The 26,294-nt window shown below is 72.5% G+C and carries 24 protein-coding genes; 14 read left to right on the forward strand and 10 right to left on the reverse strand.

The features are described from left to right. Positions 1-64: 64 nt before the first annotated feature. Together HNR57_RS03655 and HNR57_RS03660 are read right to left on the reverse strand one after the other, a co-directional pair. Complete coding sequence (locus HNR57_RS03655) at positions 65-433, reverse strand: helix-turn-helix domain-containing protein (RefSeq protein ID WP_184555714.1); 369 nt, start codon at positions 431-433, stop codon at positions 65-67. Then, positions 430-681: a hypothetical protein gene (locus HNR57_RS03660; RefSeq protein WP_184555717.1), complete on the reverse strand. Its 252-nt coding sequence runs from the start codon at positions 679-681 to the stop codon at positions 430-432. Before HNR57_RS03660 ends, HNR57_RS03655 begins: the two co-directional genes overlap by 4 nt. Positions 682-841: 160 nt before the next feature. Between HNR57_RS03660 and HNR57_RS03665 the strand changes: the two genes are divergently transcribed. From HNR57_RS03665 to HNR57_RS03680, 4 genes are all read left to right on the forward strand, one after another. Continuing rightward, positions 842-1,663 carry a TIM barrel protein gene (locus tag HNR57_RS03665; RefSeq protein WP_184555719.1) on the forward strand — a complete coding sequence of 274 codons (822 nt, stop codon included), beginning with the start codon at positions 842-844 and terminating at the stop codon, positions 1,661-1,663. 25 nt (positions 1,664-1,688) lie between these two features. After that, positions 1,689-2,579, forward strand: a complete 891-nt coding sequence (locus HNR57_RS03670; RefSeq protein ID WP_184555722.1) for a 2-hydroxy-3-oxopropionate reductase — start codon at positions 1,689-1,691, stop codon at positions 2,577-2,579. 434 nt (positions 2,580-3,013) lie between these two features. Further along, positions 3,014-3,250, forward strand: a complete 237-nt coding sequence (locus HNR57_RS03675) for a hypothetical protein (RefSeq protein ID WP_184555724.1) — start codon at positions 3,014-3,016, stop codon at positions 3,248-3,250. Positions 3,251-3,407: 157 nt separating this feature from the next. Next, entirely contained in the window at positions 3,408-4,019 is a 612-nt protein-coding gene (locus HNR57_RS03680; protein ID WP_184555727.1) for a DUF2207 domain-containing protein, read from the forward strand. 102 nt (positions 4,020-4,121) lie between these two features. Here the strand turns inward: HNR57_RS03680 and gcl are convergent, their stop codons facing one another. Further along, positions 4,122-5,906, reverse strand: a complete 1,785-nt coding sequence (gene gcl, locus HNR57_RS03685; protein WP_184555730.1) for a glyoxylate carboligase — start codon at positions 5,904-5,906, stop codon at positions 4,122-4,124. 209 nt (positions 5,907-6,115) lie between these two features. On the opposite strand from gcl, the gene HNR57_RS03690 reads away from it, so the two are divergent. Beyond that, entirely contained in the window at positions 6,116-6,934 is an 819-nt protein-coding gene (locus HNR57_RS03690; RefSeq protein WP_184555733.1) for a hypothetical protein, read from the forward strand. A gap of 28 nt (positions 6,935-6,962) precedes the next feature. Then, a complete protein-coding gene (locus HNR57_RS03695; RefSeq protein ID WP_184555736.1) occupies positions 6,963-7,469 on the forward strand; it encodes a GNAT family N-acetyltransferase in 507 nt (168 codons plus the stop codon). A gap of 91 nt (positions 7,470-7,560) precedes the next feature. Here the strand turns inward: HNR57_RS03695 and HNR57_RS03700 are convergent, their stop codons facing one another. Both HNR57_RS03700 and HNR57_RS03705 read right to left on the reverse strand, forming a co-directional pair. Next, positions 7,561-9,153, reverse strand: coding sequence for an AMP-binding protein (locus HNR57_RS03700; RefSeq protein WP_184555738.1), 1,593 nt, complete (start codon positions 9,151-9,153; stop codon positions 7,561-7,563). Beyond that, positions 9,150-10,829, reverse strand: coding sequence for an AMP-binding protein (locus tag HNR57_RS03705; RefSeq protein WP_184555741.1), 1,680 nt, complete (start codon positions 10,827-10,829; stop codon positions 9,150-9,152). The genes HNR57_RS03700 and HNR57_RS03705 overlap by 4 nt, the downstream gene beginning before the upstream one ends. A gap of 126 nt (positions 10,830-10,955) precedes the next feature. Between HNR57_RS03705 and HNR57_RS03710 the strand changes: the two genes are divergently transcribed. From HNR57_RS03710 to HNR57_RS03720, 3 genes are all read left to right on the forward strand, one after another. Further along, entirely contained in the window at positions 10,956-11,777 is an 822-nt protein-coding gene (locus HNR57_RS03710) for a helix-turn-helix transcriptional regulator (protein WP_184555744.1), read from the forward strand. Between the two features lie 204 nt (positions 11,778-11,981). Beyond that, the gene (locus tag HNR57_RS03715; RefSeq protein ID WP_184555747.1) at positions 11,982-14,834 is read left to right on the forward strand and encodes a helix-turn-helix transcriptional regulator; all 2,853 of its coding nucleotides are present in this window, start codon (positions 11,982-11,984) and stop codon (positions 14,832-14,834) included. Between the two features lie 203 nt (positions 14,835-15,037). Next, on the forward strand, positions 15,038-15,829 hold the full coding sequence (locus HNR57_RS03720; protein WP_184555750.1) for a S1 family peptidase: 792 nt from the start codon (positions 15,038-15,040) through the stop codon (positions 15,827-15,829). A gap of 104 nt (positions 15,830-15,933) precedes the next feature. On the opposite strand, the gene HNR57_RS03725 is transcribed toward HNR57_RS03720, so the two are convergent. Further along, on the reverse strand, positions 15,934-17,049 hold the full coding sequence (locus tag HNR57_RS03725) for a winged helix DNA-binding domain-containing protein (protein ID WP_184555753.1): 1,116 nt from the start codon (positions 17,047-17,049) through the stop codon (positions 15,934-15,936). Positions 17,050-17,240: 191 nt separating this feature from the next. Here HNR57_RS03725 and HNR57_RS03730 point away from each other — a divergent pair, with 191 nt between their 5' ends. Both HNR57_RS03730 and HNR57_RS03735 read left to right on the forward strand, forming a co-directional pair. Beyond that, positions 17,241-17,843: a cysteine hydrolase family protein gene (locus HNR57_RS03730; protein WP_184555755.1), complete on the forward strand. Its 603-nt coding sequence runs from the start codon at positions 17,241-17,243 to the stop codon at positions 17,841-17,843. Between the two features lie 44 nt (positions 17,844-17,887). Next, positions 17,888-18,772: a bifunctional helix-turn-helix transcriptional regulator/GNAT family N-acetyltransferase gene (locus HNR57_RS03735; RefSeq protein WP_184555758.1), complete on the forward strand. Its 885-nt coding sequence runs from the start codon at positions 17,888-17,890 to the stop codon at positions 18,770-18,772. Between the two features lie 22 nt (positions 18,773-18,794). Here the strand turns inward: HNR57_RS03735 and HNR57_RS03740 are convergent, their stop codons facing one another. Next, positions 18,795-19,526, reverse strand: coding sequence for a flavodoxin family protein (locus HNR57_RS03740; protein ID WP_184555761.1), 732 nt, complete (start codon positions 19,524-19,526; stop codon positions 18,795-18,797). Between the two features lie 125 nt (positions 19,527-19,651). Here HNR57_RS03740 and HNR57_RS03745 point away from each other — a divergent pair, with 125 nt between their 5' ends. Further along, positions 19,652-20,653, forward strand: a complete 1,002-nt coding sequence (locus tag HNR57_RS03745) for an NAD-dependent epimerase/dehydratase family protein (RefSeq protein WP_184555764.1) — start codon at positions 19,652-19,654, stop codon at positions 20,651-20,653. Positions 20,654-20,906: 253 nt separating this feature from the next. Here the strand turns inward: HNR57_RS03745 and HNR57_RS03750 are convergent, their stop codons facing one another. Beyond that, positions 20,907-22,046, reverse strand: coding sequence for a PucR-like N-terminal domain-containing protein (locus HNR57_RS03750; RefSeq protein ID WP_184555766.1), 1,140 nt, complete (start codon positions 22,044-22,046; stop codon positions 20,907-20,909). 87 nt (positions 22,047-22,133) lie between these two features. Between HNR57_RS03750 and HNR57_RS03755 the strand changes: the two genes are divergently transcribed. Beyond that, positions 22,134-23,189 (forward strand): ferredoxin reductase, encoded by a 1,056-nt coding sequence (locus HNR57_RS03755; protein ID WP_184555769.1) that lies wholly within the window; start codon positions 22,134-22,136, stop codon positions 23,187-23,189. A gap of 7 nt (positions 23,190-23,196) precedes the next feature. Further along, positions 23,197-24,315, forward strand: a complete 1,119-nt coding sequence (locus HNR57_RS03760; RefSeq protein WP_184555771.1) for a fatty acid desaturase family protein — start codon at positions 23,197-23,199, stop codon at positions 24,313-24,315. 51 nt (positions 24,316-24,366) lie between these two features. Here HNR57_RS03760 and HNR57_RS03765 read toward each other — a convergent pair whose 3' ends face one another. Then, positions 24,367-25,479: a sensor histidine kinase gene (locus HNR57_RS03765; protein WP_184555773.1), complete on the reverse strand. Its 1,113-nt coding sequence runs from the start codon at positions 25,477-25,479 to the stop codon at positions 24,367-24,369. A gap of 2 nt (positions 25,480-25,481) precedes the next feature. Further along, a complete protein-coding gene (locus HNR57_RS03770) occupies positions 25,482-26,207 on the reverse strand; it encodes a response regulator transcription factor (protein ID WP_184555775.1) in 726 nt (241 codons plus the stop codon). Positions 26,208-26,294: the final 87 nt, after the last annotated feature.

The following is a 26,294-nucleotide window of genomic DNA, read 5'->3' on the forward strand; positions in this document are numbered from 1 at the left end:
AGCACGTCAACAGTTTGTTGAAAATTCGGTGGCGCGAAACCGGACCGTCGCGGGGCGGGTCCGGTCAGGCCCCCTTCTCGCGATTGAGGTAGTTGTAGACAGTGAAGCGGCTGACACCGAGGGCGCTCGCCACGGTCTCCACGCCGTGCCGTACGGAGAAGGCGCCGCGCGCCTCGAGTATCCGCACGACCTCCTGCTTGGCCCTGCGGTCCAGATCGGCCAGCGGCACGCCCTTGCGGCGTTCCATGGCGGCCAGGATGTGATCGAGGGAGTCGGCGAGCTGCGGCAGCCGGACGGCGACGGCGTCCCGGCCCTCCCAGGACAGGACGACATCGTCGGGACCGGCCTCGTCGGGCGGGATCATCTCGCCGCCCATGGCGTCGACCAGGGGTTTCACGGCCGCGATGAACGGCTCGTCCCCCGCGCCACTCACGCCTCGCCCTCCTCGACCACGTTGACCTGGAGCGTGACCCGGGTGGCACCGGCCTCCAGGGTCTTGCGGAGCAGGGCGTCCACTGCGGTGAGCACCGCGTCGGCACCGCCCTCCGCGGTGTTGCCGAACGGGCCCACGTCCACGGCGTCCAGCTCGGCGGCCTCCACGACCTCGCGGGCCACCACCGCGTGCGCGGGCGCCTCGTCCAGGTCGAACGGCTCGGTCGTGAACTCCACTCTCAGTCGCACGCGCTCAACCTAACGCGCGAGGCGGACTTTCCGGCAGCCCCTCTTGACAGCCCGTGCACCCCGCAGGCAATCTTCCGTTAAGCAGAAACATGATTCCGCAATACGGAAAAGCGCCATGGACGCTCGCACCATGGAAGACACGGAAGGGAGCGCCGCCCCGATGGGATTCGCAGACCAGCGCTTCAACGTCAACCTGTCGATCCTCTTCACGGAGCTCCCCCTCCTGGAGCGCCCCGCTGCCGCCGCGGCGGCCGGCTTCACCGCGGTCGAGCTGTGGTGGCCCTGGGTCGACTCGCCGACGCCGGAGCAGTCCGAGCTCGACGCCCTCAGGCGGGCGATCGAGGACGCGGGCGTCCAGCTCACCGGCCTGAACTTCTACGCCGGGCGGCTCCCGGGCCCGGACCGCGGCGCCCTGTCGGTCCCCGGCGAGGAGTCCGAGCGGTTCCGCGCCAACATCGACGTGGCCGCCGGCTTCGCCGCCGCCCTGGGCTGCACGGCCCTGAACGCCCTGTACGGCAACCGCGTCGAGGGCGTGGACCCGGCCGAGCAGGACGCGCTCGCGCTGGAGAACCTGACCCTCGCGGCCCGGGCCGCCGACCGGATCGGCGGGGTGCTGCTGATCGAGGCCCTGAACCGGCCCGAGTCCCCGCTGTACCCGCTGGTGTCGGCCCCCGCCGCCGTGGCCGTCGTCGACCAGGTCAACGACGCGACCGGCCTGGGCAACGCCCGCTTCCTCATGGACCTCTACCACCTGTCCATGAACGGCGAGGACCTCCCGTCGGTGATCGAGCGGTTCGCCTCGAAGACCGGCCACGTCCAGATCGCCGACAACCCCGGCCGCGGCGCGCCGGGCACGGGCTCACTGCCCCTCGAAGACCTCCTCGACCAGCTCACGAAGGCGGGCTACGACGGCTGGGTCGGCCTCGAGTACAAGCCGGGCGACCGCCCGAGCGCCGAGGCCTTCGACTGGCTGTCCCGCTGACGACGTATCCGAAAGGCACCCCATCATGAGCACACTCCCCAAGGTCGCCTGGATAGGACTCGGCATCATGGGCTCCCCCATGTCCGAGAACCTGATCAAGGCGGGCTACCAGGTCACCGGCTACACGCTGGAGCAGGACAAGCTGGACCGCCTGGCCGCCGCCGGCGGCACCGCCGCGGGCTCGATCGCCGAGGCCGTGCGGGACGCCGACGTGATCATCACGATGGTCCCGGCCTCCCCGCAGGTCGAGGCCATCGCCTACGGCCCGGCCGGCATCCTGGAGAACGCGAGGTCCGGCGCGCTGCTGATCGACATGTCCTCGATCACCCCGCAGACGTCGGTCGACCTGGCGAAGGCAGCGAAGGACAAGGGAATCCGCGTCCTGGACGCCCCGGTGTCCGGCGGCGAGGCCGGTGCCGTCGAGGCCGTGCTGTCCATCATGGTCGGCGGCGAGCAGGCCGACTTCGACGCCGCGAAGCCGATCCTCGAAGCCCTCGGCAAGACCATCGTGCTGTGCGGTCCGCACGGCTCCGGCCAGACCGTGAAGGCCGCCAACCAGCTGATCGTCGCCGTGAACATCCAGGCGTGCGCCGAGGCCGTGGTCTTCCTGGAGAAGTCCGGCGTGGACCTGAAGGCCGCCCTGGACGTCCTCAACGGGGGACTCGCCGGCTCGACCGTGCTGACCCGCAAGAAGGACAACTTCCTCGGCCGCGACTTCAAGCCGGGCTTCCGGATCGACCTGCACCACAAGGACATGGGCATCGTCACGGACGCCGCCCGCAACGTCGGCGCGGCCCTGCCCGTCGGTGCCGTGGTCGCCCAGCTGGTCGCGTCCCTGCGCGCGCAGGGCGACGGCGGCCTGGACCACTCGGCGCTGCTGCGGGGCGTGGAGCGGCTCTCCGGCGCGCAGGTCTGACGTCCCTCACCCGGCCCGGACAGTCCCGGGCCCCGATCCCCGGGCGGCGCCGCCGCTGACACCTGTCCTGTCGCGCCCGAAGCGGCGGCGCCGCCCGGCACCAGCCATACCCACCGCTTCAACAAATTGTGAACTCCCTGACCGTGGCCGACCGCCCGGGGCGACCCGGATGAGGGGTGGTCCCCCGGGCACGGCACGGTCAGGGCGCGGACCGCGGCGGCGTGCGAGCCAGTGCGGTGGTGAAGGGCCCGGGCCGGCTTCTCGACCTGAGGGAAGCCCGCCAGGAGCCCGTCGCACCCGCCGCGGTCCCAGCACCCACCCCTCTCCCCGACCCCGTCCGGCGGCGCGAACGTCCTGTCGCGCCCAGCCTCGCGCCGCCGGACGGCCAGCGTCCCCGGGGTGCGGAACCGTCCCGTTCGCAGCAGCCTGAAGGCATGGCACCTCCCACCGAGCACCCGCATGTCGTGGTCCACGCCCCCGCCCTGGACGGCTCGCGCCGGGTCACCCTGGGCAAGGAGCCGCTGGGCGTCGCGACCCACGCCGACGACGTCGCCGAGATCCTGCGCCTAGCCGACCTGTACGTCACCGATGTCGCGGAGAGCGACCTCGTCGAGTGGCAGGGCGGCGGGCCGGACGACTGGCCGGGACTGTCGGAGCACCACGAGGCGTGAGCGCGGCTGCGCCACCGGTCGTACAGCCCGTACGGCACCCTCAGAACAACCTCTGAACCCGGCCCCGGGGGCTTCAACCGCCCCCGGGGCCGGGCACATTCTCGTCACACGGAGCCCGTCGGCACGGGGGCGGCGGGCCCGGCACGGGGGTGAAGCCATGAGCGACGGTACGGCGGTCCGGCTGGAGCCGCACGAGATCGCACTGCTGGGGGAAGGCCCGCGGGCCGCCGTCACCGTCGCCGTGGTGGACCTGTACCTGCGGGGCCTGGTGGAGGCGGACCTGCCGGGGACGATCCGGGCGGGTGCCGCGGATGAGGCACCTGCACCGCGGCCGCCCTCTCCGCTGGCCGTCGCCGTGCACGCCCGCCTGCGCGAGCCCGCCGCCCCCAAGAGCCTGGTGAAGGACCCGGACATCCGGCTCGCGGTGGCCCTCCTGCGCATCCCGCTCGCTGAGGCGGGGCTGCTGCGCTACCCCCTGCTCGGACCGACCCGCACCGCCCGCCGCCACGTCCGCGGCCTGCGGCAGGACCACCCGCTGCCGACGAGCAGGCACGGCCTGACCGACGGTGAACGGTTGCTGCTGGTCGCCCTGCACGGCGAGGCGGCCCTGCGGCTGCTGGTGCCGCGCTTCGCCCTGCGGGCGGGTCTGGTCCGCCGGGCCGAGGTGGGCGGCAAGAGCCTCCTCAAGAACTCACCGCGCGGCACGGGCGGCGGGGGCTACCACTACTGCGGCGGAGGCGGGGGCGGCTGCGGGGGCGGCGGGAGCTGACCCAGGGCGCGCGTGGGCGGTCATGCGCGGGGACTCGGCACAGACATGCCCGAGGGGCGGACCGTCCCCCACGGACGGGCCGCCCCTCTGCTCCCCCGCGCGTCAGACCTTCAGCGTCCTGATCGAGGTCGGCGCGTGGCCGGGCTCGGTGGCGATCTCCTCGAACTCCACGACGTTGCCGATGTCATTGGTCGTCGACATGGAGATGTTGGTGACGCGCTCCAGGATCGCCTCGACGACGACCGGGACCCGGTGCTCCGCGGCCAGCTTCTTGGCCTGCTCGAAGGCGTCACCCAGCTCGGCGGGGTCGGTGACGCGGATCGCCTTGCAGCCGAGGCCCTCGGCGACCTTCACGTGGTCGACGCCGTAGACGCCGAGCTCCGGGGAGTTGAGGTTCTCGAATTCCAGGTTGACCTGGAAGTCGATCTCGAACGCCCGCTGCGCCTGGCGGATCAGACCCAGGTAGGAGTTGTTCACGAGGACGTGGACGTAGGGGATCCTGTGCTGCGCTCCGACGGCGAGTTCCTCCAGCATGAACTGGAAGTCGTAGTCGCCGGAGAGGGCGACGACGGACGCCTCCGGGTCGGCCTTGGCGACGCCGAGCGCGGCCGGGATGGTCCAGCCGAGCGGGCCGGCCTGGCCGCAGTTGATCCAGTGGCGGGGCCGGTAGACGTGCAGCATCTGGGCGCCGGCGATCTGCGAGAGGCCGATGGTGGAGACGTACCGGGTCTCCGGGCCGAAGGCCTTGTTCATCTCCTCGTAGACGCGCTGCGGCTTGATCGGGATGTCGTCGAAGTGCGTCCGGCGCTGGAGGGTCGCCTTGCGCTCCTGGGCGGCCTCGGCCCACTCGGAACGGTCGGGCAGCCTGCCGTCCGCCCTCAGCTCGCGGGCGACCTCGACGAACAGTTCCAGGGCGGCCCGGGCGTCGGAGGCGATGCCGTAGTCCGGGGCGAAGATCCTGCCGATCTGGGTGGGCTCGATGTCGACGTGGACGAACGTCCGCCCGGTTGTGTAGACGTCGAGTTTGCCGGTGTGGCGGTTGGCCCAGCGGTTGCCGATGCCGAGGACGAAGTCGGACTCCAGGAACGTCGCGTTGCCGTAGCGGTGCGAGGTCTGCAGGCCGACCATGCCGGCGTTCAGCTCGTGGTCGTCGGGCAGGATGCCCCAGCCCATCAGGGTCGGGACGACCGGGGTGCCGGTCAGCTCGGCGAACTCGACGAGGAGTTCGGCGGCGTCGGCGTTGATGATGCCGCCGCCCGCGACGATCAGCGGCCGCTCGGAGGCGTTGAGCATCCCGATCGCCTTCTCGATCTGGGCGCGGGTCGCCGCGGGCTTGTAGACCGGGAGCGGCTCGTAGGTCTCCGGGTCGAACTCGATCTCCGTCAGCTGCACGTCGATCGGCAGGTCGATGAGGACCGGGCCGGGGCGGCCGGAGCGCATCAGGTGGAAGGCCTGCTGGAAGACGCCCGGGACCTGCGCCGCCTCCAGCACCGTGACGGCCATCTTCGTGACCGGCTTGGCGATGGAGGCGATGTCGACGGCCTGGAAGTCCTCCTTGTGGATCACGGCGGTCGGGGCCTGGCCCGTGATGCACAGGATCGGGATGGAGTCGCCGGTCGCGGAGTACAGACCCGTGATCATGTCGGTGCCGGCCGGGCCCGAGGTGCCGATGCAGACGCCGATGTTGCCCGGGTGGGCGCGGGTGTAGCCCTCGGCCATGTGCGAGGCGCCCTCGACATGCCGGGCGAGGGTGTGGGTGATGCCGCCGGAGGCTTTGAGCGCCGCGTAGAACGGGTTGATCGCCGCGCCGGGGACACCGAACGCGTCGGCGACGCCCTCGCGCTTGAGGATCTCAACTGCCGCGCGGGCAGCGGTCATTCGAGCCATCGAGTACTCCTGCTTCGGCTGTCGGATTCGCACTCCCGTCGCGCCCCGCGGTGAGCTCTTCCGTATTGCGGAAATTGTTTTCTACTATCTGGAATGAATGTATGCGGGGTGGGCGAAGGGCGTCAAGAGACGCCAAGCGCCGGACAGAGCAGGGCCCGAGGGAGCACGATGGGCACGCTGTCCCGACGCGACACGGTTCTGGAGTGGCCATGCCCGAGACCGTTGCGGTGCGCTGCCCGGCCTGCCGCCGCGAGCACCGCTACACGGCTCCCGCGTACCCCTGCGCGTGCGGCGCGCCGGTCGCCCCGCGACTGGACCGCGACGGCTCGCCGACGCCCGTCTCGCACCGGGTCTGGCAGGACGACTGGGTGACGGTGCGGTGCGGCTCCTGCGGACGGCGCGGCGAGTGGCCGCACCCGGAGGTGGGGTGTTCGTGCGGGGTGGTGCTGCGGGTGGCGGTGGTGGAGGGCCCGGTGGGCATCCGGGACCAGGACTCGGCGACGGCCGGCGGGACGTCGCCCGCCGAGAGCGCGACAACCGGCCGGGACACGGCAGGGGGCCAGGGCAAGACATCCGCCCGGGACACGGCAGACGCCCCCGATACGTCCGTCACCGGCGACGCCGCCTCCGCCCGGCCTCCGTTCAGGTCCGTCACCATCCGCACCGCCCTCGACGCCGTCACCGCCACCGCGCTGTATCTGCGCTGGCTCGGATACCGGGGTGTCCGCCGGGCGGACCAGCGGCCCCCGTCCGGTATAGGACTGGCCGCCCGCGGTGTCGTCGCGCAGGTCGACCCGGCCGTGCGCCCGGCGGGTCTGCGGGACGTGGAGTGCCTGTGGCTGACGGCCATGACCGAGTCCGCGGACTGCCTCTACTTCTCCCTCGCCGGATACGCCGACGACGCCCGGGCCCGCGCCGACGCCCTGGGCGTCCCTCTGTTCGTCCTGGACCCCACCGGCACACCGAGGCCGGTGAACGCCCCGGCCGAGACGCTGGCCGCGGCCGGCCCCGGAAACCGGGCCCCCTGACCACGCCGCCGCACCGCATACTCGCCGCATGCGCATCCGCCCCGCGACCCCGGCCGAACTCCCCGCCCTCCAGGACATCGAGCGGGCCGCCGGTGCCCCTTTCCGCGACCTCGGCATGCCGGAGATCGCCGACGACGAGCCGCCCGCCCTCGACGTCCTGGAGCACTACCGCCGGGCGGGCCGCTGCTGGGTCGCCTGCGACCCGCGGGACCGGCCGGTCGCCTACCTCCTGGCCGAACCCGTCGACGGTGCCCTGCACGTCGAGCAGGTCTCGGTCCACCCGCACGCCGCCCGCCGGGGCGTGGGCCGCGCCCTCCTGGCCCACGCCGCCGACCGCGCCCGCGAGGAAGGGCTGACCTCCCTGACGCTGACCACCTTCACGGAAGTGCCGTGGAACGCCCCCTACTACGAGCGCCTCGGTTTCCGGCCGCTCCCCGAGTCGGACCTGACGCCCGGCCTGCGCGCGATCCGCGCGACGGAGGCCGGACTCGGCCTGGACCACTGGCCACGGGTGTGCATGCGAAAACCGTTGTGAACGGGAGTTCCGCCGCTGCCACGATGCCCCCGCGCACCACTCCCAAGCTGTTCACCTCGGCCAACATCTCCAGCCTGCGCCCCGAGCTCTTCTACCTCTGCCCGTCCGCGAACCTCTCCCGCAGCTCGACCTTGCGCACCTTCCCGGACACCGTCATCGGGAAGGAGTCGAGGATCCGCACCCGGGCCGGGACCTTGTAGTGGGCCAACTGCCCCTCGCAGAAGGCCCGGAGGTCCTCCAGGGTCGGCGGGTCGTCCGGGTCGCGGGCGATGACGCAGGCCAGGACCTCCTCGCCGTAGCGCTCGTGCGGGACGCCGACGACCTGGACGTCCTGGATCTTCGGGTGGCCGTAGAGGAACTCCTCGATCTCGCGGGGGTAGATGTTCTCCCCGCCCCGGATGATCATGTCCTTGATGCGGCCGACGATCTCGACGTAGCCGTCCTCGCGCATCACGGCGAGGTCGCCCGTGTGCATCCAGCGGCCGGCGTCGACGGCCTCGGCGGTCTTCTCCGGCTCGTTCCAGTAGCCGAGCATCACGCTGTAGCCGCGGGTGCACAACTCGCCCGCCGTTCCGCGCGGTCGGGTGACGCCCGTGGCCGGGTCGACGATCTTGACCTCGATGTGCGGCAGGACCCGGCCGACCGTGCCGGTGCGGTGCTCCAGGTCGTCGTCCCTGCGGGTCTGGAGGGACACCGGGGACGTCTCGGTCATGCCGTAGCAGATGGAGACCTCCGCCATGTGCATCTCGGCGACCACCCGCTTCATCACCTCCACCGGGCAGGGCGAGCCCGCCATGATGCCGGTGCGCAGGGAGGAGAGGTCGTAGGAGGCGAAGTCGGGGAGGTTCAGCTCGGCGATGAACATGGTCGGGACGCCGTAGAGCGAGGTGCAGCGCTCCTGCTGGACCGCGTCCAGGGTGGCCTTGGCGTCGAACGACGGGGCGGGGATGACCATGCAGGCGCCGTGCGAGGTGGCGGCGAGATTGCCCATGACCATGCCGAAGCAGTGGTAGAAGGGCACCGGGATGCAGATCCGGTCCTGCTCGGAGTAGGCGATCAGCTCACCCACGAAGAAGCCGTTGTTGAGGATGTTGTGGTGGGAGAGGGTCGCGCCCTTCGGGAAGCCCGTCGTGCCGGACGTGTACTGGATGTTGATCGGGTCGTCGCAGGAGAGGTCGGCGTACGCCGCCTCGGGGGTCGCCCGCCCGAGCAGCGCCTCCCAGCCCGGGTCGCCGAAGTAGACCACCTCCCGCAACTCGGGGCAGGCGCCCCGGACTTCCCCGACCATCGCCCGGTAGTCGCTCGTCTTGTGGCCGAGCGAGGCGAACAGCAGGGACACGCCGGCCTGCTTCAGGACGTACGCCACCTCGTGGGTGCGGTACGCCGGGTTGATGTTCACCATGATCGCGCCGATGCGGGCGGTGGCGTACTGGACGAGCACCCATTCGGGGCAGTTGACCGCCCAGATGCCCACCCGGTCGCCCTTGGCGACCCCGGAGGCGTGCAGGGCGGAGGCGAGCTCGTCGACCGCCGCACCGAACTCGGCGTACGTCCAGCGCCGGCCGGACGGTACGTCCACCAGTGCCTCGCGGTCCGGCCAGGTGGCCACCGCCCGGTCCAGACTGGCCCCGATGGTGTCGCCGAGCAGCGCCGTCCGGCCGGTGCCGTGGCTGTAGGAGTTCACCGGAAGTCCTCCTCGCGGTACTCGGCGTCCGACCCGGCCGCCGTGGCCTCACGCAGCTCGATCCGGCGGATCTTGCCGGAGACGGTCTTGGGCAGGTCGCCGAACTCCAGGCGGCGGATGCGCTTGTAGGGGGCCAGCACCTCGCGGGAGTGCTCGAACAGGACCTTGGCGGTGTCGGCGCCGGGCTCCCAGCCCGCGGCCAGGACGACGTACGCCTTGGGGACGGCGAGCCGCAGCGCGTCCGGCGCGGGGACGACCGCCGCCTCGGCGACCGCGTCGTGCTCCAGCAGCGCGCTCTCCAGCTCGAACGGGCTGATCTTGTAGTCGGAGGCCTTGAAGACGTCGTCGCTGCGCCCGATGTAGGTCAGATACCCCTCCTCGTCCCTGGAGGCGACGTCTCCCGTGCGGTAGTAGCCGCCGGCCATCGCCTCCGCCGTACGGTCGGCGTCGCCGTGGTAGCCGGTCATCAGGCCGACGGGGCGGTCCGACAGGTCGAGTGCGATCTCGCCCTCCGCCGCGCCCGGCGCGCCGGACACGGGGTCGAGGAGTTCGACGCGGTAGCCGGGGCTCGGCCGGCCCATCGAGCCGGTCTTGAGCGGCTGTCCGGGACTGTTGGCGACCTGCACGGCCGTCTCGGTCTGGCCGAAACCGTCCCGGATGGTGAGGTTCCAGGCCCGGCGGACCTGCTCGATGACCTCCGGGTTGAGCGGCTCGCCTGCCGCGACGACCTCGCGGGGCGGCGTGCGCAGCTGGGTCAGGTCGGCCTGGATGAGCATGCGCCACACGGTCGGCGGGGCGCAGAAGGTGGTGACGCCCGCCCGGTCCATCTCGGTCATGAGACGGACGGCGTCGAAACGCGTGTAGTTGTGCAGGAAGACGGTCGCCTCGGCGTTCCACGGGGCGAACAGGTTGGACCAGGCGTGCTTGGCCCAGCCGGGTGAGGAGATGTTCAGGTGCACGTCGCCGGGTTTCAGGCCGATCCAGTACATGGTCGACAGATGGCCGACCGGGTACGACGTGTGCGTGTGCTCGACGAGCTTGGGCCGGGCGGTGGTGCCCGAGGTGAAGTAGAGCATCAGCGGGTCGTCGGCCCGGGTGGGGCCGTCGGGGGTGAAGTCGGCGGAGGCGCCGTAGGCGTCGTCCAGCGGCAGCCAGCCGTCCGGCACGGCGCCGGCGGCGTCCGCGGCGATGCGCGTGTAGTCGCCGGGCACCTCGGCGAACTTGCCGGTGTCCTCGGGGCGCGCGACGACGTGCCGGACCCGGCCGCGCTCGACGCGGTCGCGCAGGTCGGCGGGGCCGAGCAGCGGGGTGGCCGGGATGACCACCGCGCGCAGCTTCATCGCGGCGAGGGCGGTGATCCACAGTTCGGCCTGGTTGCCGAGCATGACGAGGATCCGGTCCTCGGCGCGCACGCCCCGCTCCCGCAGCCAGGTGGCGAACTGCGCCGACCGCACCGACATCTCCCCGAAGGACAGCCGGGTCTCCCGGCCGTCCTCCTCGACGAGGTACAGGGCGGTGCGGGCGTTGCCGTCGGCGATCTCGTCGAACCAGTCGAGGGCCCAGTTGAAGTACTCGGGGCGGGGCCAGCGGAAGCCCTCGTAGGCCGTCGGGTAGTCCTCGCGGTGCTCCAGCAGGAAATCCCGCGCGTCGCGGAACAGTGCCGTCGCCGATGTCATCTGTCCTCCTGGGTGCCGGACCATTGCCGGGCGGCTCCGAGCCATCGTGTAATCCGTGATGCAGGTCTCACTACCCCCGAACGGGGGGTGCGCCCGCGCAGGAGCCGTAGTGAAGGGGCGATCAGGGTGACGACAGACGCGTCCGACGCGGTCGAGATGCGCAACGCGCTGCTGCGTCTGCGGCGGGGCACCGGCCTTCCGATCGCCTTCGGCGGCCTGCTGGAGGCCGGGCAGCGGATGCGCATCAGCGAACTGAGCGGCACGGCGACGCACGCCCTGCGGTCGCTGGTGGTGACGTCCGGCACCGGTCTGGGCGGCAAGACGGTGGCGCTGTCCCGGCCGTGCGTGGTGACGGACTACTCGGCGTCGCGGCAGATCAGCCACGAGTACGACGCCCCGGTGGCCGCGGAGGGGCTGCGCTCGGTGCTGGCCGTGCCGGTGGTGGTGCGGCACCGGGTGCGCGGGGTGCTGTACGGGGCGCTGCGCACTGCTCTGCCGCTGGGCGGCCGGATGCTGGACGCGGCGGTCGAGGCGGCGCGGGACGTGGAGCGGGCGCTGGCCGTCCGGGACGAGGCCCGCACGCTCGTCGCCGGGGCGGGGGCCGGTGCCGGGGCGGGTCCGGGGTGGGAGCAGGTGCGGGAGGCGCACGCGGCCCTGCGGGCGCTGGCCGGGCGGATCACGGACCCGGAGCTGCGCGCGGAGCTGCTCGGCGCGTGTGCGCTGCTGACGGCCGGGTCCGCCGGGCCGGCCCGGGTCCGGCTCGCGCCGCGCGAGGTGGACGTCCTGGCGTGTGTCGCGGCGGGTGCGACGAACGCCGTCGCCGCCGACCGGCTGGGGGTGACGCCGGAGACTGTCAAGGGGTACCTGCGGTCGGCCATGCGGAAACTGCGGGCCCACACCCGTGGCGAGGCCGTGGTCGCCGCGCGCCGGGCGGGGTGGTTGCCGTAGGTTTGTGGTGCTTTCTGTCGTGCTTGCTCGTTCGAGCTGCCGGAGGGTTCCCGACGGGGCACCGGCCTCGCGTTCCGCCGCATTCGGGAGACCGATGAATTCGCCCGCCGGCACCTGTTGTTATTTCCCTCACGACGCCGTCCCTCCGAAATTCAAAGAGCTGTTGCCTAATATTGGCCAGGACACGACACAGGGAGGGGAGCGGTGACCGGACGACGGGACTTCCAGGAGCCTCCCAGAAGCCGCCCCGACCTGGTCATCGGCCGGGAGGAACTGTTCACCTCGGCCCGTGAGCAGCTGAGCCGGGGCGGCAGTGTGCTGCTCCACGGTCCGGCCGGAATTGGAAAGTCGACGGTCCTGCGGGCGCTGGCCGCGGATTACGGCGGCGCGGCGCGGACGGTGTTGCGCTGCTCGGCGACCGAGTCGGAATCCCACCTGCCCTTCCTGGCGCTGGCCGACCTGTTCGGGCTGGTCCTGGAGGACGTGTCGGGTGCGCTGCCCGGCGCCCAGCGCACCGCCCTGGAGTCGGCGCTGACCGGCCGCGGCGAGTCCACGCTCCAGCGGGACGGGCTCGCGCTGCGCCTGGCGGTGCTGTCGGCGCTGCGCGTCCTCGCCGCCAAGGGCCCGGTGCTGGTGGTCGCCGACGATCTCCAGTGGCTGGATGCCGCCAGTGCGGAACTGCTCGGCTTCGCGGCCCGCCGGCTGGGTGACACGCCCGTGCAGATGCTGTGCGCGGTGCGGACCGAGGGCCAGGAGTACGACCGGCATCTGCCGGCGTCCCCGCCCGACACGCTCGCCGTCCGGCTGGGCCCGCTGAACCGTACGCAGGTCTCGGCGCTGCTCGACCACCGCGGCTACACGCCCCTGTCCCGCTCCACGATCCGCGACATCCACCGCACCAGCGGCGGCAACCCGCTCTTCGCGCTGGAGCTGGGCCGGGCCCTGGCCGAGAGCCCGGCCCGGCCGCGGCCGGGTGAGCCGCTGCCGGTGCCCACCTCGCTGCGGGCCCTGGTGCTGAGCCGGCTGGAGATGCTGTCGGACGAGGCGCGCCGCACCCTCCTGGTGGCCAGCGCGGGTGCCCGTCCCACGCTGGCGCTGCTGCACGCGGCCGGGCGGGAGAACGCCGAGGCCGAGACGGCCCGGGCGGCGGCCCTGGGGCTGCTCGTCACGGATCCCGAGGCACCGGCCCTGCGGTTCGCGCACCCTTTGATCTCGGCGGCGCTGTACGCGGAGGCCCCGGCGCAGGAGCGACGGGCCGTGCACGCCGCGCTGTCCACGGCGGCCTCCGACCCGATCGAGCGGGCCCGGCACCTGGCCCTGGCGACCACCGGCACCGACCCGGACGTGGCGGCCCGGCTCGCCGAGGCCGGTGCGCTGGCCCGGGACCGCGGGGCGCCCTCCGTGGCCGCCTCGCTCGGGCTGCTGTCCGCCCGGCACACCCCGGCGGACAGCGCCCCCGGCCCCGACGAGCGACGCCTTCAGGCCGCGGAGGACGCGATCACCGCGGGCGAGGCCGACCTCGCCCGGGACATCGCACGCGACGTACTGACGCGTGCCACCGTGCCCGCCGAGCGGGTGCGGGCGTGGATGGTGGTCATCGAGGCGGCCGGGCAGGCCCTCGGCGAGGTCGACGCCGTCTTCCCGCAGGTCCTGGCCGACGCGGGTGACGACCCGCGCCTGCTCGCCCAGGTCTACTACCAGCTGGCCTGGCGCGGCCTGGTCGTCGAGGGCGACTTCGCCGAGGCCCGCCAGGAGGCGGCGCACGCGGCGGAGCTGGCCGCCCGGGGCGGGGACCGGCGCACCGAGCTGATGGCGCTGTCCTTCCAGGCGTCCACCGAGACCCTGATGGGTCACCCGGACGCCCCCGTGACCGTCAAACGGGCGCTGAAGGAACCCCAGGACCCCTATGTGGCCTGCCACCACAACGGCGCCGGGTCGGCCCGGTTCCGCTGGCTGATCATGAGCGACCAGCTGCCCGAGGCGCGGGCGACCATCACCGCGCTGCTGCGTGAGGTGCGCCGGCGCGGCATGGTCGAGAGCGAGGTGCACTTCCTGCGCTTCCTCGCCGACACGGAACTGCGCTCCGGGCACTGCGGCCGGGCCCTGGACCTGGCCCGCGAGAGTCTGCGGCTCGCCCGGGACTCCGGGATCGGCGAAGGTGCGTCGGCCATGCTCGCCTCCCTCGCGGAGGCCTCCGCCGGGGACGTGGACCGGGCGCTGGCCCTCGCCCGGGAGGCGGCGGACCACGCCGAAGTCGACGGCGACCAGATGTACCTGTCCCGGGCCCTCGCGGCCCTGGGCTACGCCCAGTTGGTGGCCGGCGACCCGGCCGCCACCGTCCGTTCGCTGCGCCGGGTGCGGGAGCTGGAGCAGGGCCTCGGCATCAACGACCCCGGGCGCGGCCGCTGGCACGGCGACCTCGCCGAGGCACTGGTCCGCATCGGCGAGCCGGGCGAGGCCCAGGACGTCATCGACACGACCCGGGCGCACGCGCTGCGGCTGGGACGGCAGAGTGTGCTGGCGGTCCTCGACCGGGCCGAGGCGCTGGTGCGGGCGGCACGCGGCGAACACGAGGCCGCCGTGGCCCGGCTGACGTCCGTGCAGGACCGGCTCGGCCGGCTCGGGTACGGCCTGGAGGAGGCCCGGGCCGCCTTCGCACTGGCCCGCCTGCGCGCTCAGGCCGCCGCCCTCCCCCGCGGCGGCGCGCGGCCCCTGCCGGGACCGGCGTCGTACGACGAGGCCGCCCGGCTGTTCCGGCGCTGCCGGGCGCTGCCGTGGCTGCGGCAGGTCGACGCCGCTGCCACCGCCGGCCCCACGGCGGTGGAAGCGCCGGCCGCCACGCCGGCCGTCTCCCTGGACGCGCTGGAGGGCCTGGCCGCGATGGAGCGTCAGGTCGCCTCGCTGGTGATGGAGGGCGCCACCAACCGGGAGATCGCGGCACGCCTGTTCATCAGCGTCAAGACCGTCGAGGCGACCCTCACCCGGGTGTACCGCAAGCTCGGGATCCGCTCCCGGGTGGACATCGTCCGGCTGGCCGCGGGCCGCCGAACGACCTGACCCCGCCTGGGTTTACGGGGCCGGACCGAGGGTTATCCCTGCCCAACTCCCTTAGGGGGTTCCCTCATTGGGAGCCCCCTCGTCCGGGCTCTAGCTTTGGGGCGTGCCGCTCGCCGGGCACACGGAGATCCGAACAAAGGCGTCAGGGTCCCCGTGCACGACCACCCGCGCGACCCCCCACCGGCAACTCCCCAAGGAGACCCATGTTCGGGCTCAACGCCGCCAAGAAGGCCGTCGCGCTCGCCGCCGCGGCCGCTGCCGCCGCCACGACCGCGCTGCTCGCCGCCCCCACGGCCGTCGCCGCGCCCCAGCCGATCGTCGGCGGCACCACGACCACGACGTCCGCGTACCCGTTCGTCATGCAGATCACGGACGCCTCGCAGAACCAGTTCTGCGGCGGCACGCTCGTCTCGCCCACGAAGGTCGTCACCGCCGCGCACTGCATGGTCGGCGAGACCACGAGCAGCGTGCGCGTCGTCGGTGGCCGCACCTACCTGAACGGCACCAACGGCACGGTCTCCAGAGTCGGCAAGATCTGGATCCACCCGAACTACACCGACGCCACCAACGGCGAGGACGTGGCCGTGCTGACGCTGTCGACGTCGATGCCGTACACACCGGCCAAGTACGTCTCCTCCTCCCAGACCTCGGTGTACGCGGCCGGCACCACGGCCCGCATCCTCGGCTGGGGCACCACCGCCTCGAACGGCAGCAGCTCCAACCAGCTGCGCACCGCGACCGTACCGACCGTGTCCGACTCCAGTTGTGGGAGCTCCTACGGCTCCGACTTCGTGAAGAGCGACATGGTGTGCGCCGGATACACCGCCGGCGGCGTGGACACCTGCCAGGGCGACAGCGGCGGCCCCCTGCTCATCGGGGGCGTCCTGGCAGGCATCACTTCCTGGGGCGAAGGCTGCGCCCAGGCCGGTTACCCGGGTGTCTACACCCGGCTGACCACCTTCTCCAACCTGGTCACGGCGCAGGTCAACTCGTGACCCTTCACTAGCTCCTGAGTACCCCTCAGGTGAAAGACCAGGGGGCGTTGCGGGCCTCCACGAGCGGCCCGCAACGCCCCCTCTCCATGCCGCGGAGCGGACTTCTAGGTCCGTACGGCACCGAACCGGATGTCGTACGACGACCCCGGGTGCATGACGCGCAGCATCCGCTCCCCCTCGGCGGTGACCTCGTCCTGCCGGTCCCGGGTGAGGCGTTCGAAGGGCTCGATCACGAGCGCGTCCTCCTCCAGCCGCCACAGCCCCGCGAGGAAGCCGTCGACGAGGAGCGTGCAGTGGGCCAGGTTCCCCTGCCACGAACGGCCCCGGTACTCGGGCGGGACGACGCGGGTGCGGTCGGCGTGCGAGAGCAGCAGGTTGTCGAACTCGGGGAGGAAGCGCGGCGGCGCGGGGGTCTCCGGGTCGGGGCGCGGCGCGTCCGGGAGGTCGAAGAGTTCGGCGCCGGTGTCGTCCCGGAAGGTCACGAGCCGCGGTCGGAGGCGTTCGAAGGCGTCACGCAGCCGGGTCATGCCCGCCCAGGCCTGCATGTCGCGCACGGAGGCCGGACCGAAGGCGGCGAGGTAGCGCAGGACGGCCGCCTCGGGCGTGACGGCCGGTTCCGCGGGCCGGCCGAGCCAGTGCTCGGCGGTCGTGAGTCTGACCTGCCCGCTCTGCCCCCACAGTCCGCGCGGCGTCACCTGCACGAGCGGGAGACGGCAGCGGGCCGCGACGGCCAGGGCCTGCGGATCGGCGTCGGGCCACTCCTGGAGCAGGGCCTCGCGCAGCTGCCCCATGGTGCGGGGCTCGGCCTCGACGAGGTCGCGGGCGAGGCCGGCGAGCCGGTCTAGGTCGACTCCGGCGAGCCCCTTGCGGAAGGTGACGAGCTCCCGGTCCCGGGCGGGCTGCACCAGCGGCCGCAGGGTGAGGCAGTCGTCCGCGGTGTGGGTGTGGATGGTGGAGCGCATCGTGACGATCCGAACGACCTCGCGGTCCGCCATGAGCCGGGACAGCGCCTCCGGGGCGAACCCGTCGAGGCGGGCGGCGAGCGCGTAGTACGGCGGCTTGACGTTCTGCGCCTGGAGCCCGAGCAGATGCTCCACGGCCGCCGCGACGGACAGCCGGGCGGGGCGCAGGAGCAACTGGCGGCCCAGCGTCGCGCGGTTGAGGGCACGCGTGCCGAGCAGGGGTGCCGTGCCGGTGACGCTCCGCTTGGTGTTCGTCATGAGGGCACGGTAGCGGGGCTTGCGGACAGGTTCTGGCCGCGACTGCGGGCGCGGCCGGCGGCTCCGGGAGGGTGTTTAGGCCCGGGCCGCCCCCGGGTACTCAGCAGCACATTCCCGGAACCCGCACCACACGCTCCACTCGGGAGAACCGATGCTCCGACGTCCGTCCCGACCAGTCCCCGCCGCACCCCATGAGTGACAGCACCGGACGGGCGGTGGAGGGCAGGGTCCGGGGCGCGGACCCGGCGCGGTCGGCTCTGATCGTGATCGACATGATCAACACCTACGACCACGAGGACGCCGAGCTCCTCGTGCCCTCCGTCGAGGGGATCGTGCCCGTCCTGACCGAGCTGCTCGGCCGGGCCCGTGAGGCGGACGTTCCCGTGATCTACGTGAACGACAACTTCGGGCTGTGGCGCTCGCACCACGGGGAGCTGCTGAACGCGGCCCTGTCCCAGCCGAACGCCCACCTGATCGAACCCATCCGGCCCGACGACCGGTCGCTGTTCGTCATGAAGGCACGCCACTCGGTCTTCTTCGAGACGCCCCTGTCCTACCTCCTCTGGAGCCTGGACGTCGGACACGTGGTGCTGACCGGCCAGGTCACCGAGCAGTGCGTCCTGTACTCCGCGCTGGACGCGCACATCCGCCACCTCGAGGTGACGGTGCCGAAGGACGCCGTCGCCTCCATTCATCCGCACCTGGCTTCGGCGGCCCTGGAGATGATGGAGCGCAACATGGGCGCCCGGATCACCTCGGCGAAGGAGACCGAGTTCGAGCGCCACGATCCCTGAGACGCCTCTTCACTCCGTCACCGTTACCTGACTAAGGTCAGAGAATGACATCGGAGCAGGTGGAACAGGTACGGCGCTTCAACCGGACGGTCGCCGAGCGGGTGGGGGTGCTGCACGACCGCTATCTGGGCGGTGCGCGTCCCTACGGCCAGGCCCGGCTGCTCTGGCAGATCGGCGACGGCGGCACGCACGACGTGCGCGGCGTCCGGGAGCGGCTCGGTCTCGACTCCGGCTACGTGAGCCGCCTGCTGCGGGCGCTCGAACGCGACGGTCTCGTCGCCGTCGAGCCGCACCCCGGCGACCGGCGGGTACGCACCGTGCGGCTGACCGAGGCCGGGCGGCGCGAGCGGGTCTTCCTCGACGACCGCAGCGACGCACTGGCCGCCTCGCTCCTCGACCCGCTCGACGCCCGGCAGCGGGAGCGGCTGACCTCCGCCATGGCCGAGGTCGAGCGACTGCTGACCGCCTCGACGGTCTCCCTGGAGGAGCTCGATCCCGATCACCCGGACGCCGCGCACTGCCTGCGCTCCTACGCCGCCGAGCTGCACGAGCTCTTCGACGGCGGTTTCGACCCCGCCGGCAGCCTGCTGCCCGACCCGGGCGAACTGCGTTCCCCGCGCGGCCTGTTCCTCGTCGCCCGGTTGCACGGCGAGCCGGTGGGCTGCGGCGGCCTCAAGCTGCCGGCCGGGGCCCCGGCGGAGATCAAGCGGTTGTGGGTCTCACCGCGGTCCCGGGGCCTCGGCCTGGCCCGGCGCCTGCTGTCCGAACTCGAGGCCCGCGCCGCCCGGCACGGCAGCGACCGGGTGCGGCTCGACACCAACAAGGCGCTGACGGCGGCCATGCGTCTCTACCGCGACAGCGGGTACACCGAGGTCCCCGCGTTCAACGACGAGCCCTATGCCCACCACTGGTTCGAGAAGCGGCTGTGACACGGCCCGCCCTGCCTCGCCGTCAGCGGTGCTCGGGGTTGTCCGCGCCCGGGCGGCAGCCGGCGTCCCACCGCGAGCGCTGGTTGCCGTGGGCGGGGACCCCTCCGGCGCGCTTCAGCAGGGCCGCGACGTGCATCAGGTTCCAGGTCATGAAGCTGGTGTTGCGGTTGGTGAAGTCGTTCTCCGGTCCGCCCGAATCCGGGTCCAGGTACGACGGCCCGGGCCCGGCCGCGCCGATCCAGCCGGCGTCCGCCTGGGGCGGGACCGTGTAGCCGAGGTGCTGGAGGCTGTAGAGGACGTTCATCGCGCAGTGCTTGATGCCGTCCTCGTTGCCGGTGATGAGACAGCCGCCGACCCGGCCGTAGTAGGCGTACTGCCCCTGGGAGTTGAGCAGCGAAGAACAGGCGTAGAGGCGCTCGATGACCTGCTTGGTGACGGAGCTGTTGTCGCCCAGCCAGATGGGTCCGGCCAGGACCAGGATGTCCGCCGCCATGACCCGCTCGTACAGCGCCGGCCAGACGTCCGTGGCGAAGCCGTGCTCGGTCATGTCCGGGTAGACGCCGGGCGCGATGTCATGGTCGACGGCACGGATCAGCTCCGTGGTCACGCCGGCGTTGTCCATGATCGACCGGCTCTTGTCGATCAGGCCCTGGGTGTGGCTGCGCTGCGGGGACGGTTTGAGGGTGCAGTTGATGTACAGGGCGGTCAGGTCGTCGAAGCGGTGGGCCGCGTCGGGTGCGGAGGGGGCTGTCATGGGGGCAGGGTCTCGCGTCGGGTCCGGTTTGTTGTGTTTCGGCACACTCGTGCCCGTCTTACGGAGTCATGACGTACGGCCGCGCTCCCGTGGGCCGGCGCCCATCGGCGCCCTAGCGTGCCCGTATGCGCGTACTGGTCACCGGCGGTGCCGGGTTCATCGGGTCCCATGTGGTCACCACCCTGCGGGAGCGGGGGCACGAGGCGATCGTGTTCGACGTACGGGAGGATCCCGCGGCGGACGTGCGGGACCCCGCAGCCGTGCGCCGGGCCCTGACCGGTGTGGAGGCCGTGTGCCACCAGGCCGCGATGGTCGGGCTCGGCGACGGGGTCACCGACGCGGCGGACTACGTCGCGCACAACGACCTGGGGACGGCCGTGCTGCTCGCGGCCATGGCGGAGACGGGCGTGGCGACCCTCGTGCTCGCCGGATCCATGGTCGTCTACGGCGAGGGACGGTACGCGTGTGCGCGGCACGGGGTGGTGAGGCCCGGGCCACGGGCCGTGGCCGCGCTCGACGCGGGCCGGTTCGAGCCGCCGTGCCCGGTGTGCGGGGCGGACCTCTCCCCCGGGCTGGTCGGCGAGGACGCCCCGGCCGATCCGCGGAACGTGTACGCGTCGACCAAGCTCGCCCAGGAGCATCTTGCCGCCGCCTGGGCCCGCTGCACCGGCGTGTCGGCGGTGTCGCTGCGCTACCACAACGTGTACGGGCCGGGCATGCCCCGGGACACCCCCTACGCCGGGGTCGCCTCCTTCTTCCGCTCGGCGCTCGCACGGGGCGAGGCCCCGCGGGTGTTCGAGGACGGGCGGCAGCGCAGGGACTTCGTACACGTCCGGGACGTGGCAGCGGCGAACGCCGTGGCGCTGGAGGCGGAGGCCGCCCCGGGCGCGCTCACCGTGTACAACACCGGCAGCGGCACCCCGAACACCGTCGGCGCGATGGCCCGGGCACTGGCCACCGCGCACGGCGGTCCCGAGCCGGTCGTCACGGGTGAGTACCGGCTCGGGGACGTACGGCACATCACCGCGGACTCCACGCGGCTGCGGGCGGAGCTGGGCTGGAAGCCGGCGGTCGGCTTCGAGGAGGGCATGACGGAGTTCGCCCGGGCGGGGATGCGGGAGGCGTAGGCCGGCCCGGTGAGACCGGTGGCGTCCGTGGCCACCGTCATCGCCGGTCGCGGCGACCAGCAAGCACCCCGGCAGTGGCCGTCACGGACTCCCGACCGGCCGTCGCACCCGCGGGAGCGACCCGCCCGCCGACCAGGCCACGGGGACGGACATGACCGGCTCGTTCCCCGAGATTCGGGCGGCGGCCCTCGCGCAGCTGCCGGCGGACACCGGGACCGCTCGGGGACGCGGTCGTGGACGGTCGAAGTACGCGTCAGCCGGCCCCGAGACCGACCGCCAGCGTCAGTTCGAGCACCCGGTGTGGCGATGCGAGATCCGGAAACAGCTCCCGCAGCTGCGACATCCGGTACCGGACGGTCTGGGGGTGGACGAACAACGCCGCCGCCACCTCCTCCCGCCTGCCCTGGTGCAGCAGCCACGCCCGCAACGTCTCCTCCAGCCGCCGTGCGGTCGCGACGGGCAAGGTCCGCAACGGTGCGAGGGCTCGGGCACGCAGGTCTGCGAACGCCTCCACGTCGGCGCTCAGCACCAGCTCGGGCAGGTGGTCCTCGGTGTCGCGGATGTCGGAGGAGAGGGAGCGCGCGCGTGCGGCTCGTGCGTACGAGGCGGACGCACGAGTCCATGGCCGGGCCGGGCCGACCACGGCGGTGCGGTCGGTCAGCTGCCGCAGGAGATGTGATCGGTCGGCGTCGGGGACGAGCAGCACACCGGTGGCGTCCGGCAGATCGTCGAGGACGAGGGTGCCCGGGTCGAGCGCGCGGTAGGCAGGCCGGGCCTGGGCGGCGGGCAAAAGGACCGCGGTGAGTGAGACCGGAGGCTGCCACCCGGCCCGTTGAACAGAGGCCGACAGTACGTCCGGGCTCGCGCCGGCGAGGAGGTCGCGGGCCAGGTGTTCCAGGTGGCGCTCGTGGGCCCTGCCCTGGGCGGCCAGTTCGTCGGCGTGGCCCGCGGCGCTCGCGGCGGAGAGCTCGTCGATGTAGGCGAAGGTCAGCTCGGCGAACTTGGCGACCTCGGCGGCGGGCAGACCTGCGGGTACGGCACCCGCTGCCAGGCATCGCCAGGCCACGCGGGCGCCGACGCGGTAGGCGCTGAGCAGGGCGTCCATCGAACGGCCGTCGCGGACCTCGCCACGGCCCAGCTCGTAGGCTGCGTCACCGCCGTCGCCGCCGGTGGCGTTCCCGCTCGCGAGGTCCAGGTAGTTCCCCAGGGCGGTGCGGACGGCTCGGCGGATGGTGGCGCCCATGTGGCCCGAGAGGGCGTTGGCGTAGGGAGGGACCTCGTCGATGATCGCCTGGACGACCTCGTCGGCGGTGGTCTTCAGCGCGGCCCGCAGTGCGGTGACCGTCGTCTCGTCCAGGGCCAGCTCACTGGCTCTGCGGATTGCATGGCTCATGGTTTTGTTCCCTGCGAACAATTCAGCCGACCAGATTTACGTCCTGCGGTCAGGACTTTACGCCCTGCGGCGCAGCAAGCTGGAGTCATGACGAGTGCAGCCCTTCGCAGCAGGGCTTGGAAACTGCTGGAGACGGTCACGACGCCGCTGCTGCCGTCGGACTACCTCGACCTGGTCAGCCCGCTGCGTGCCGGCGCTGACCTGCGAGGGCGCATCGAGGCCGTGCACCCCGAGACGGGTGACGCCGCGACCATCGTGATCAGGCCGGGTCGTGGCTGGCGCGGCCACACGGCCGGCCAGTACGTGCGGATCGGGGTCGACGTCGACGGGGTGCGCCTGTGGCGTGCCTACTCCATCACCTCGCCGACACACCGCCAGGACGGCCGCGTCACGATCACCGTGAAGGCGATCCCGGACGGCAAGGTCAGCAACCACCTGGTCCGCAGGGCGAAACCGGGCACGCTGGTCCAGCTCGACCAGGCGACCGGCGACTTCGTACTGCCGCAGGCCAAGCCCGCCAAGGTGCTCTACCTCACGGCCGGCAGCGGCATCACGCCCGTGATGGGCATGCTGCGTGACACCGAGTTCGACGACGTCGTCATGGTCCACAGCGCGCCACAGCCGCACGACGTGATCTTCCGCAACGAACTGCACGAGCTGGTAGCGGACAAGAAGCTGCGGCTCACCGAGGTGCACACCGACACGGACGGCTTGCTCGACATCGCCCGTCTCGACGAACTCGTCCCCGACTGGGCCGAGCGCGAGACCTGGGCTTGCGGGCCCGCCGGCCTGCTCGACGCCGCCGAAGAGCACTGGACCGAGCACGGCGTTCAAGAGCGCCTGCACACCGAACGCTTCCGCCCCGGCATCGTCGTCGCCGGCGACGGTGGCGAGGTCACGTTCAGCGCCACCGGCAAGACCGTCGACGCGGACGGCGCCACGCCGTTGCTGGACATCGGCGAGGAGGCCGGCGTGCTCATGCCCTCCGGGTGCCGCATGGGCATCTGCTTCGGCTGCATCACGCCGCTCAAGGCGGGCGCCGTCCGCGACCTGCGCACCGGCGAGATCACCGAGGCCGAGCCCGGCGTCCTCATCCAGACCTGCGTGTCCGCCGCGGCGGGCCCCTGCGACATCGAACGGTAGGAGCACCTTGACCGCCATCGACCCCACCGCCCACCTGACCGCGGAGCAGATCGAGGAGCTCGGCCGCGAGCTGGACGCGATCCGCGACGAGGTGATCGCCGGCCGCGGCGAGAAGGACGCCGCCTACATCCGCAAGGTCATCTCGGCGCAGCGCAAGCTCGAGTTGGTGAGCCGGGGCGTGCTGCTGTTCTCGATCTTCCCGCCCGCGTGGCTGATCGGCACCGCCGGTCTGTCCGTGGCGAAGATCATGGACAACATGGAGATCGGCCACAACGTCCTGCACGGCCAGTGGGACTGGATGCGGGACCCGAAGATCCACTCCACCACCTGGGAGTGGGACCACGTCTCGCCGGCCGACCAGTGGAAGCACTCGCACAACGAGCTGCACCACACGTACACCAACGTGATCGGCAAGGACAACGACCTCGGCTACGGCATCATGCGCGTCGACGAGGACCAGAAGTGGCACCCCTTCCACCTCGGCCAGCCGCTGTGGAACTTCATCAATGCCTGCTTCTTCGAGTACGGCATCGCGGCGTACGACCTGGAACTCGGCAAGAACCTGAACAAGCGCCGCCGCAACAACCCGGAGTTCCGCGCGCGGGCCAAGGCCGTGGGCCGCAAGATCCGCAAGCAGGTGCTCAAGGACTACGTGATCCACCCGCTGCTGTCGGGCCCGTCGTTCCTCCCCACGCTCGCCGCCACGTTCACCGCGAACCTGGTCCGCAACCTCTGGTCCCACTCGGTGATCATGTGCGGGCACTTCCCCGAGGGCGTGCAGGTCTTCGAGCGCCGGTCGATCAAGGGCGAGACGCGCGGTCAGTGGTATCTGCGCCAGATGATGGGCTCGGCGAACATCAGCGGCAGCAGGGCCATGCACTTCATGACCGGCAACCTGTCGCACCAGATCGAGCACCACCTGTTCCCGGACCTGCCGAGCAACCGGTACGCCGAGGTCGCGGTGAAGGTGCGCGCGCTGTTCGAGAAGTACGAGCTGGAGTACGTCACCGGGCCGCTGCCCAAGCAGGTGTTCTCCGCGTGGCGCAAGGTCTTCCGGCTCTCGCTGCCGAACAAGAAGACCAAGGCCACGACGCCGGACCGCGAGCCGGAGCTCGTCGCGGCCTGATTCCCGGTATGGAGCATGGGCCGGGCGTTCGAACGCGGAGCCTGCCCCGGGTCAGGAAGCCGCCGCCGGCAGTGTCACCTCGAAGCGGCAGCCCCCGGGGATGTTGCGTACGCCGGCCCGGCCCTGGTGGGCCTCCACGATGCCGCGCACGATGGCGAGGCCGAGGCCCGCACCCGCCGGGGGCGTCCGGGCGTGGGTGCCGCGCCAGCCGGTGTCGAAGACGCGCGGCAGGTCCTCCTCGGGGATGCCGCCGCAGCCGTCCGTCACCGACAGGACGACACCCTCGGGGGAACGCTCGGCGGCGATCGCGACGGTGCCGTCGGCCGGGGTGCGGCGGATCGCGTTGACCAGCAGGTTGCCCAGTACCCGGCTCATCTCCTTGCCGTCCACCTCCACCGGCACCGGCTCGACACGGCCGCCCACCAGCCGCACCCCGTGCGCGCGGGCGAGCGGGCCGACGCCGGCGAGGGCGTCGCCGACCAGGTCGTACAGGGAGATCCGGGTGGGGGTCAGGGCCAGGGTCCCGGCGTGGATACGGGAGAGCTCGAAGAGGTCGCCGACCATGTCGTTGAGGCGTTCGACCTCGGTCCGTATCTGCCGGAGATAGCGGTCGGGGTCGGCGGCGACGCCGTCCTCCAAGGCCTCCGACATGGCGCGCAGCCCGGCCAGCGGGGTGCGCAGGTCGTGCGAGATCCAGGCGACGAGTTCACGGCGCGAGGCCTCCAGGGCACGTTCCCGTTCCCGGGACTCGGCGAGTCTGGCGCTGGTGGCCGCCAGCTCGCGGCTCACCGCGGCGAGTTCGGCGGTGGCGGGGCCGTCGGGTGCGGCGAAGTCCCCACCGTCGCCGAAGGCGCGTGCGGCCACGGCGAGTTCACGGCTGCGGGCGACGACCCAGCGGCCCAGCAGCAGGGCGGTGGCCAGGGAGACGACGGCCGCCATGGCGACGACGGTCGTGACGACGGTCAGGTCGTGCGCCGACAGGAACATCGCCCAGGCGACGGCGAGCGTGCCCGCGAGCATCGCGACGACGCCGACCGCCGCCACCACCGCGAGCGAGACGGTCAGCGAACGGCGGCGGATCAGGCGCAGGACTCCCGCCCCGACCAGTCCCGTCGCGGCGGCACCGGCGAAGGCGTACAGGGCGATGAGGAGGTTGGCGCGCACGGTCAGTCGTCCCCTTCACCGGGTTCGAAGCGGTAACCCACGCCCCAGACGGTCTGGATCAGGCGGGGCCGGGCCGGGTCGTCCTCGACCTTGCCGCGCAGGCGGCGGACGTGGACCGTGACCGTCGACAGGTCGCCGAAGTCCCACCCCCAGACCTCTCGCATCAGGTCTTCGCGGCCGAAGGCCCGCCCCGGGTGCCGCAGGAAGAAGGAGAGCAGGTCGAACTCGCGGAGGGTGAGGGCGAGTTCGGTGCCGTTCTTGGTGGCGCGGCGGGCCGCCGGCTCGACGGTCAGACCGGCCGCCCCCAGCCGGCCCCCCGTGGCCGCGGGGCGGCTGCGCCGCAGCACCGACTCGACGCGCAGGACGAGTTCACGCGGGCTGAAGGGCTTGGTGACGTAGTCGTCGGCGCCGACCTCCAGGCCCAGGATGCGGTCGTCCTCGTCGCCGCGGGCGGTGAGCATGATGACGGGCACGGGGCCGTGGCCGCGGATCCGTCGGCACACCTCCAGGCCGTCCATGCCGGGCAGCATCAGGTCGAGCACGACCAGGTCCGGACGGCGCGCGGCGGCGCTGGTGAGGGCGCTCGGGCCGTCGTCGGCGCGGTCGACGGCGTAGCCGGCGCGGTCCAAGTATCCGGCGACGACCTCGGCGACGGTCGGATCGTCGTCGACGACCAGGATCCTGGGGGCCCCGCCCGCGGTTCCGGGGGGCTCGTAGGGCTGCTGCATGCCTCCAGCCTGGCACCAGGCCGCCGTCGGCGGGGCCCGGGTACCGCTCCGGCCTCCCGACGTCCGCGTTTCGTAAGAAGCGATGGC

The sequence above is a fragment of the Streptomyces paradoxus genome (assembly GCF_014202475.1).
GTDB lineage: Bacteria > Actinomycetota > Actinomycetes > Streptomycetales > Streptomycetaceae > Streptomyces > Streptomyces paradoxus.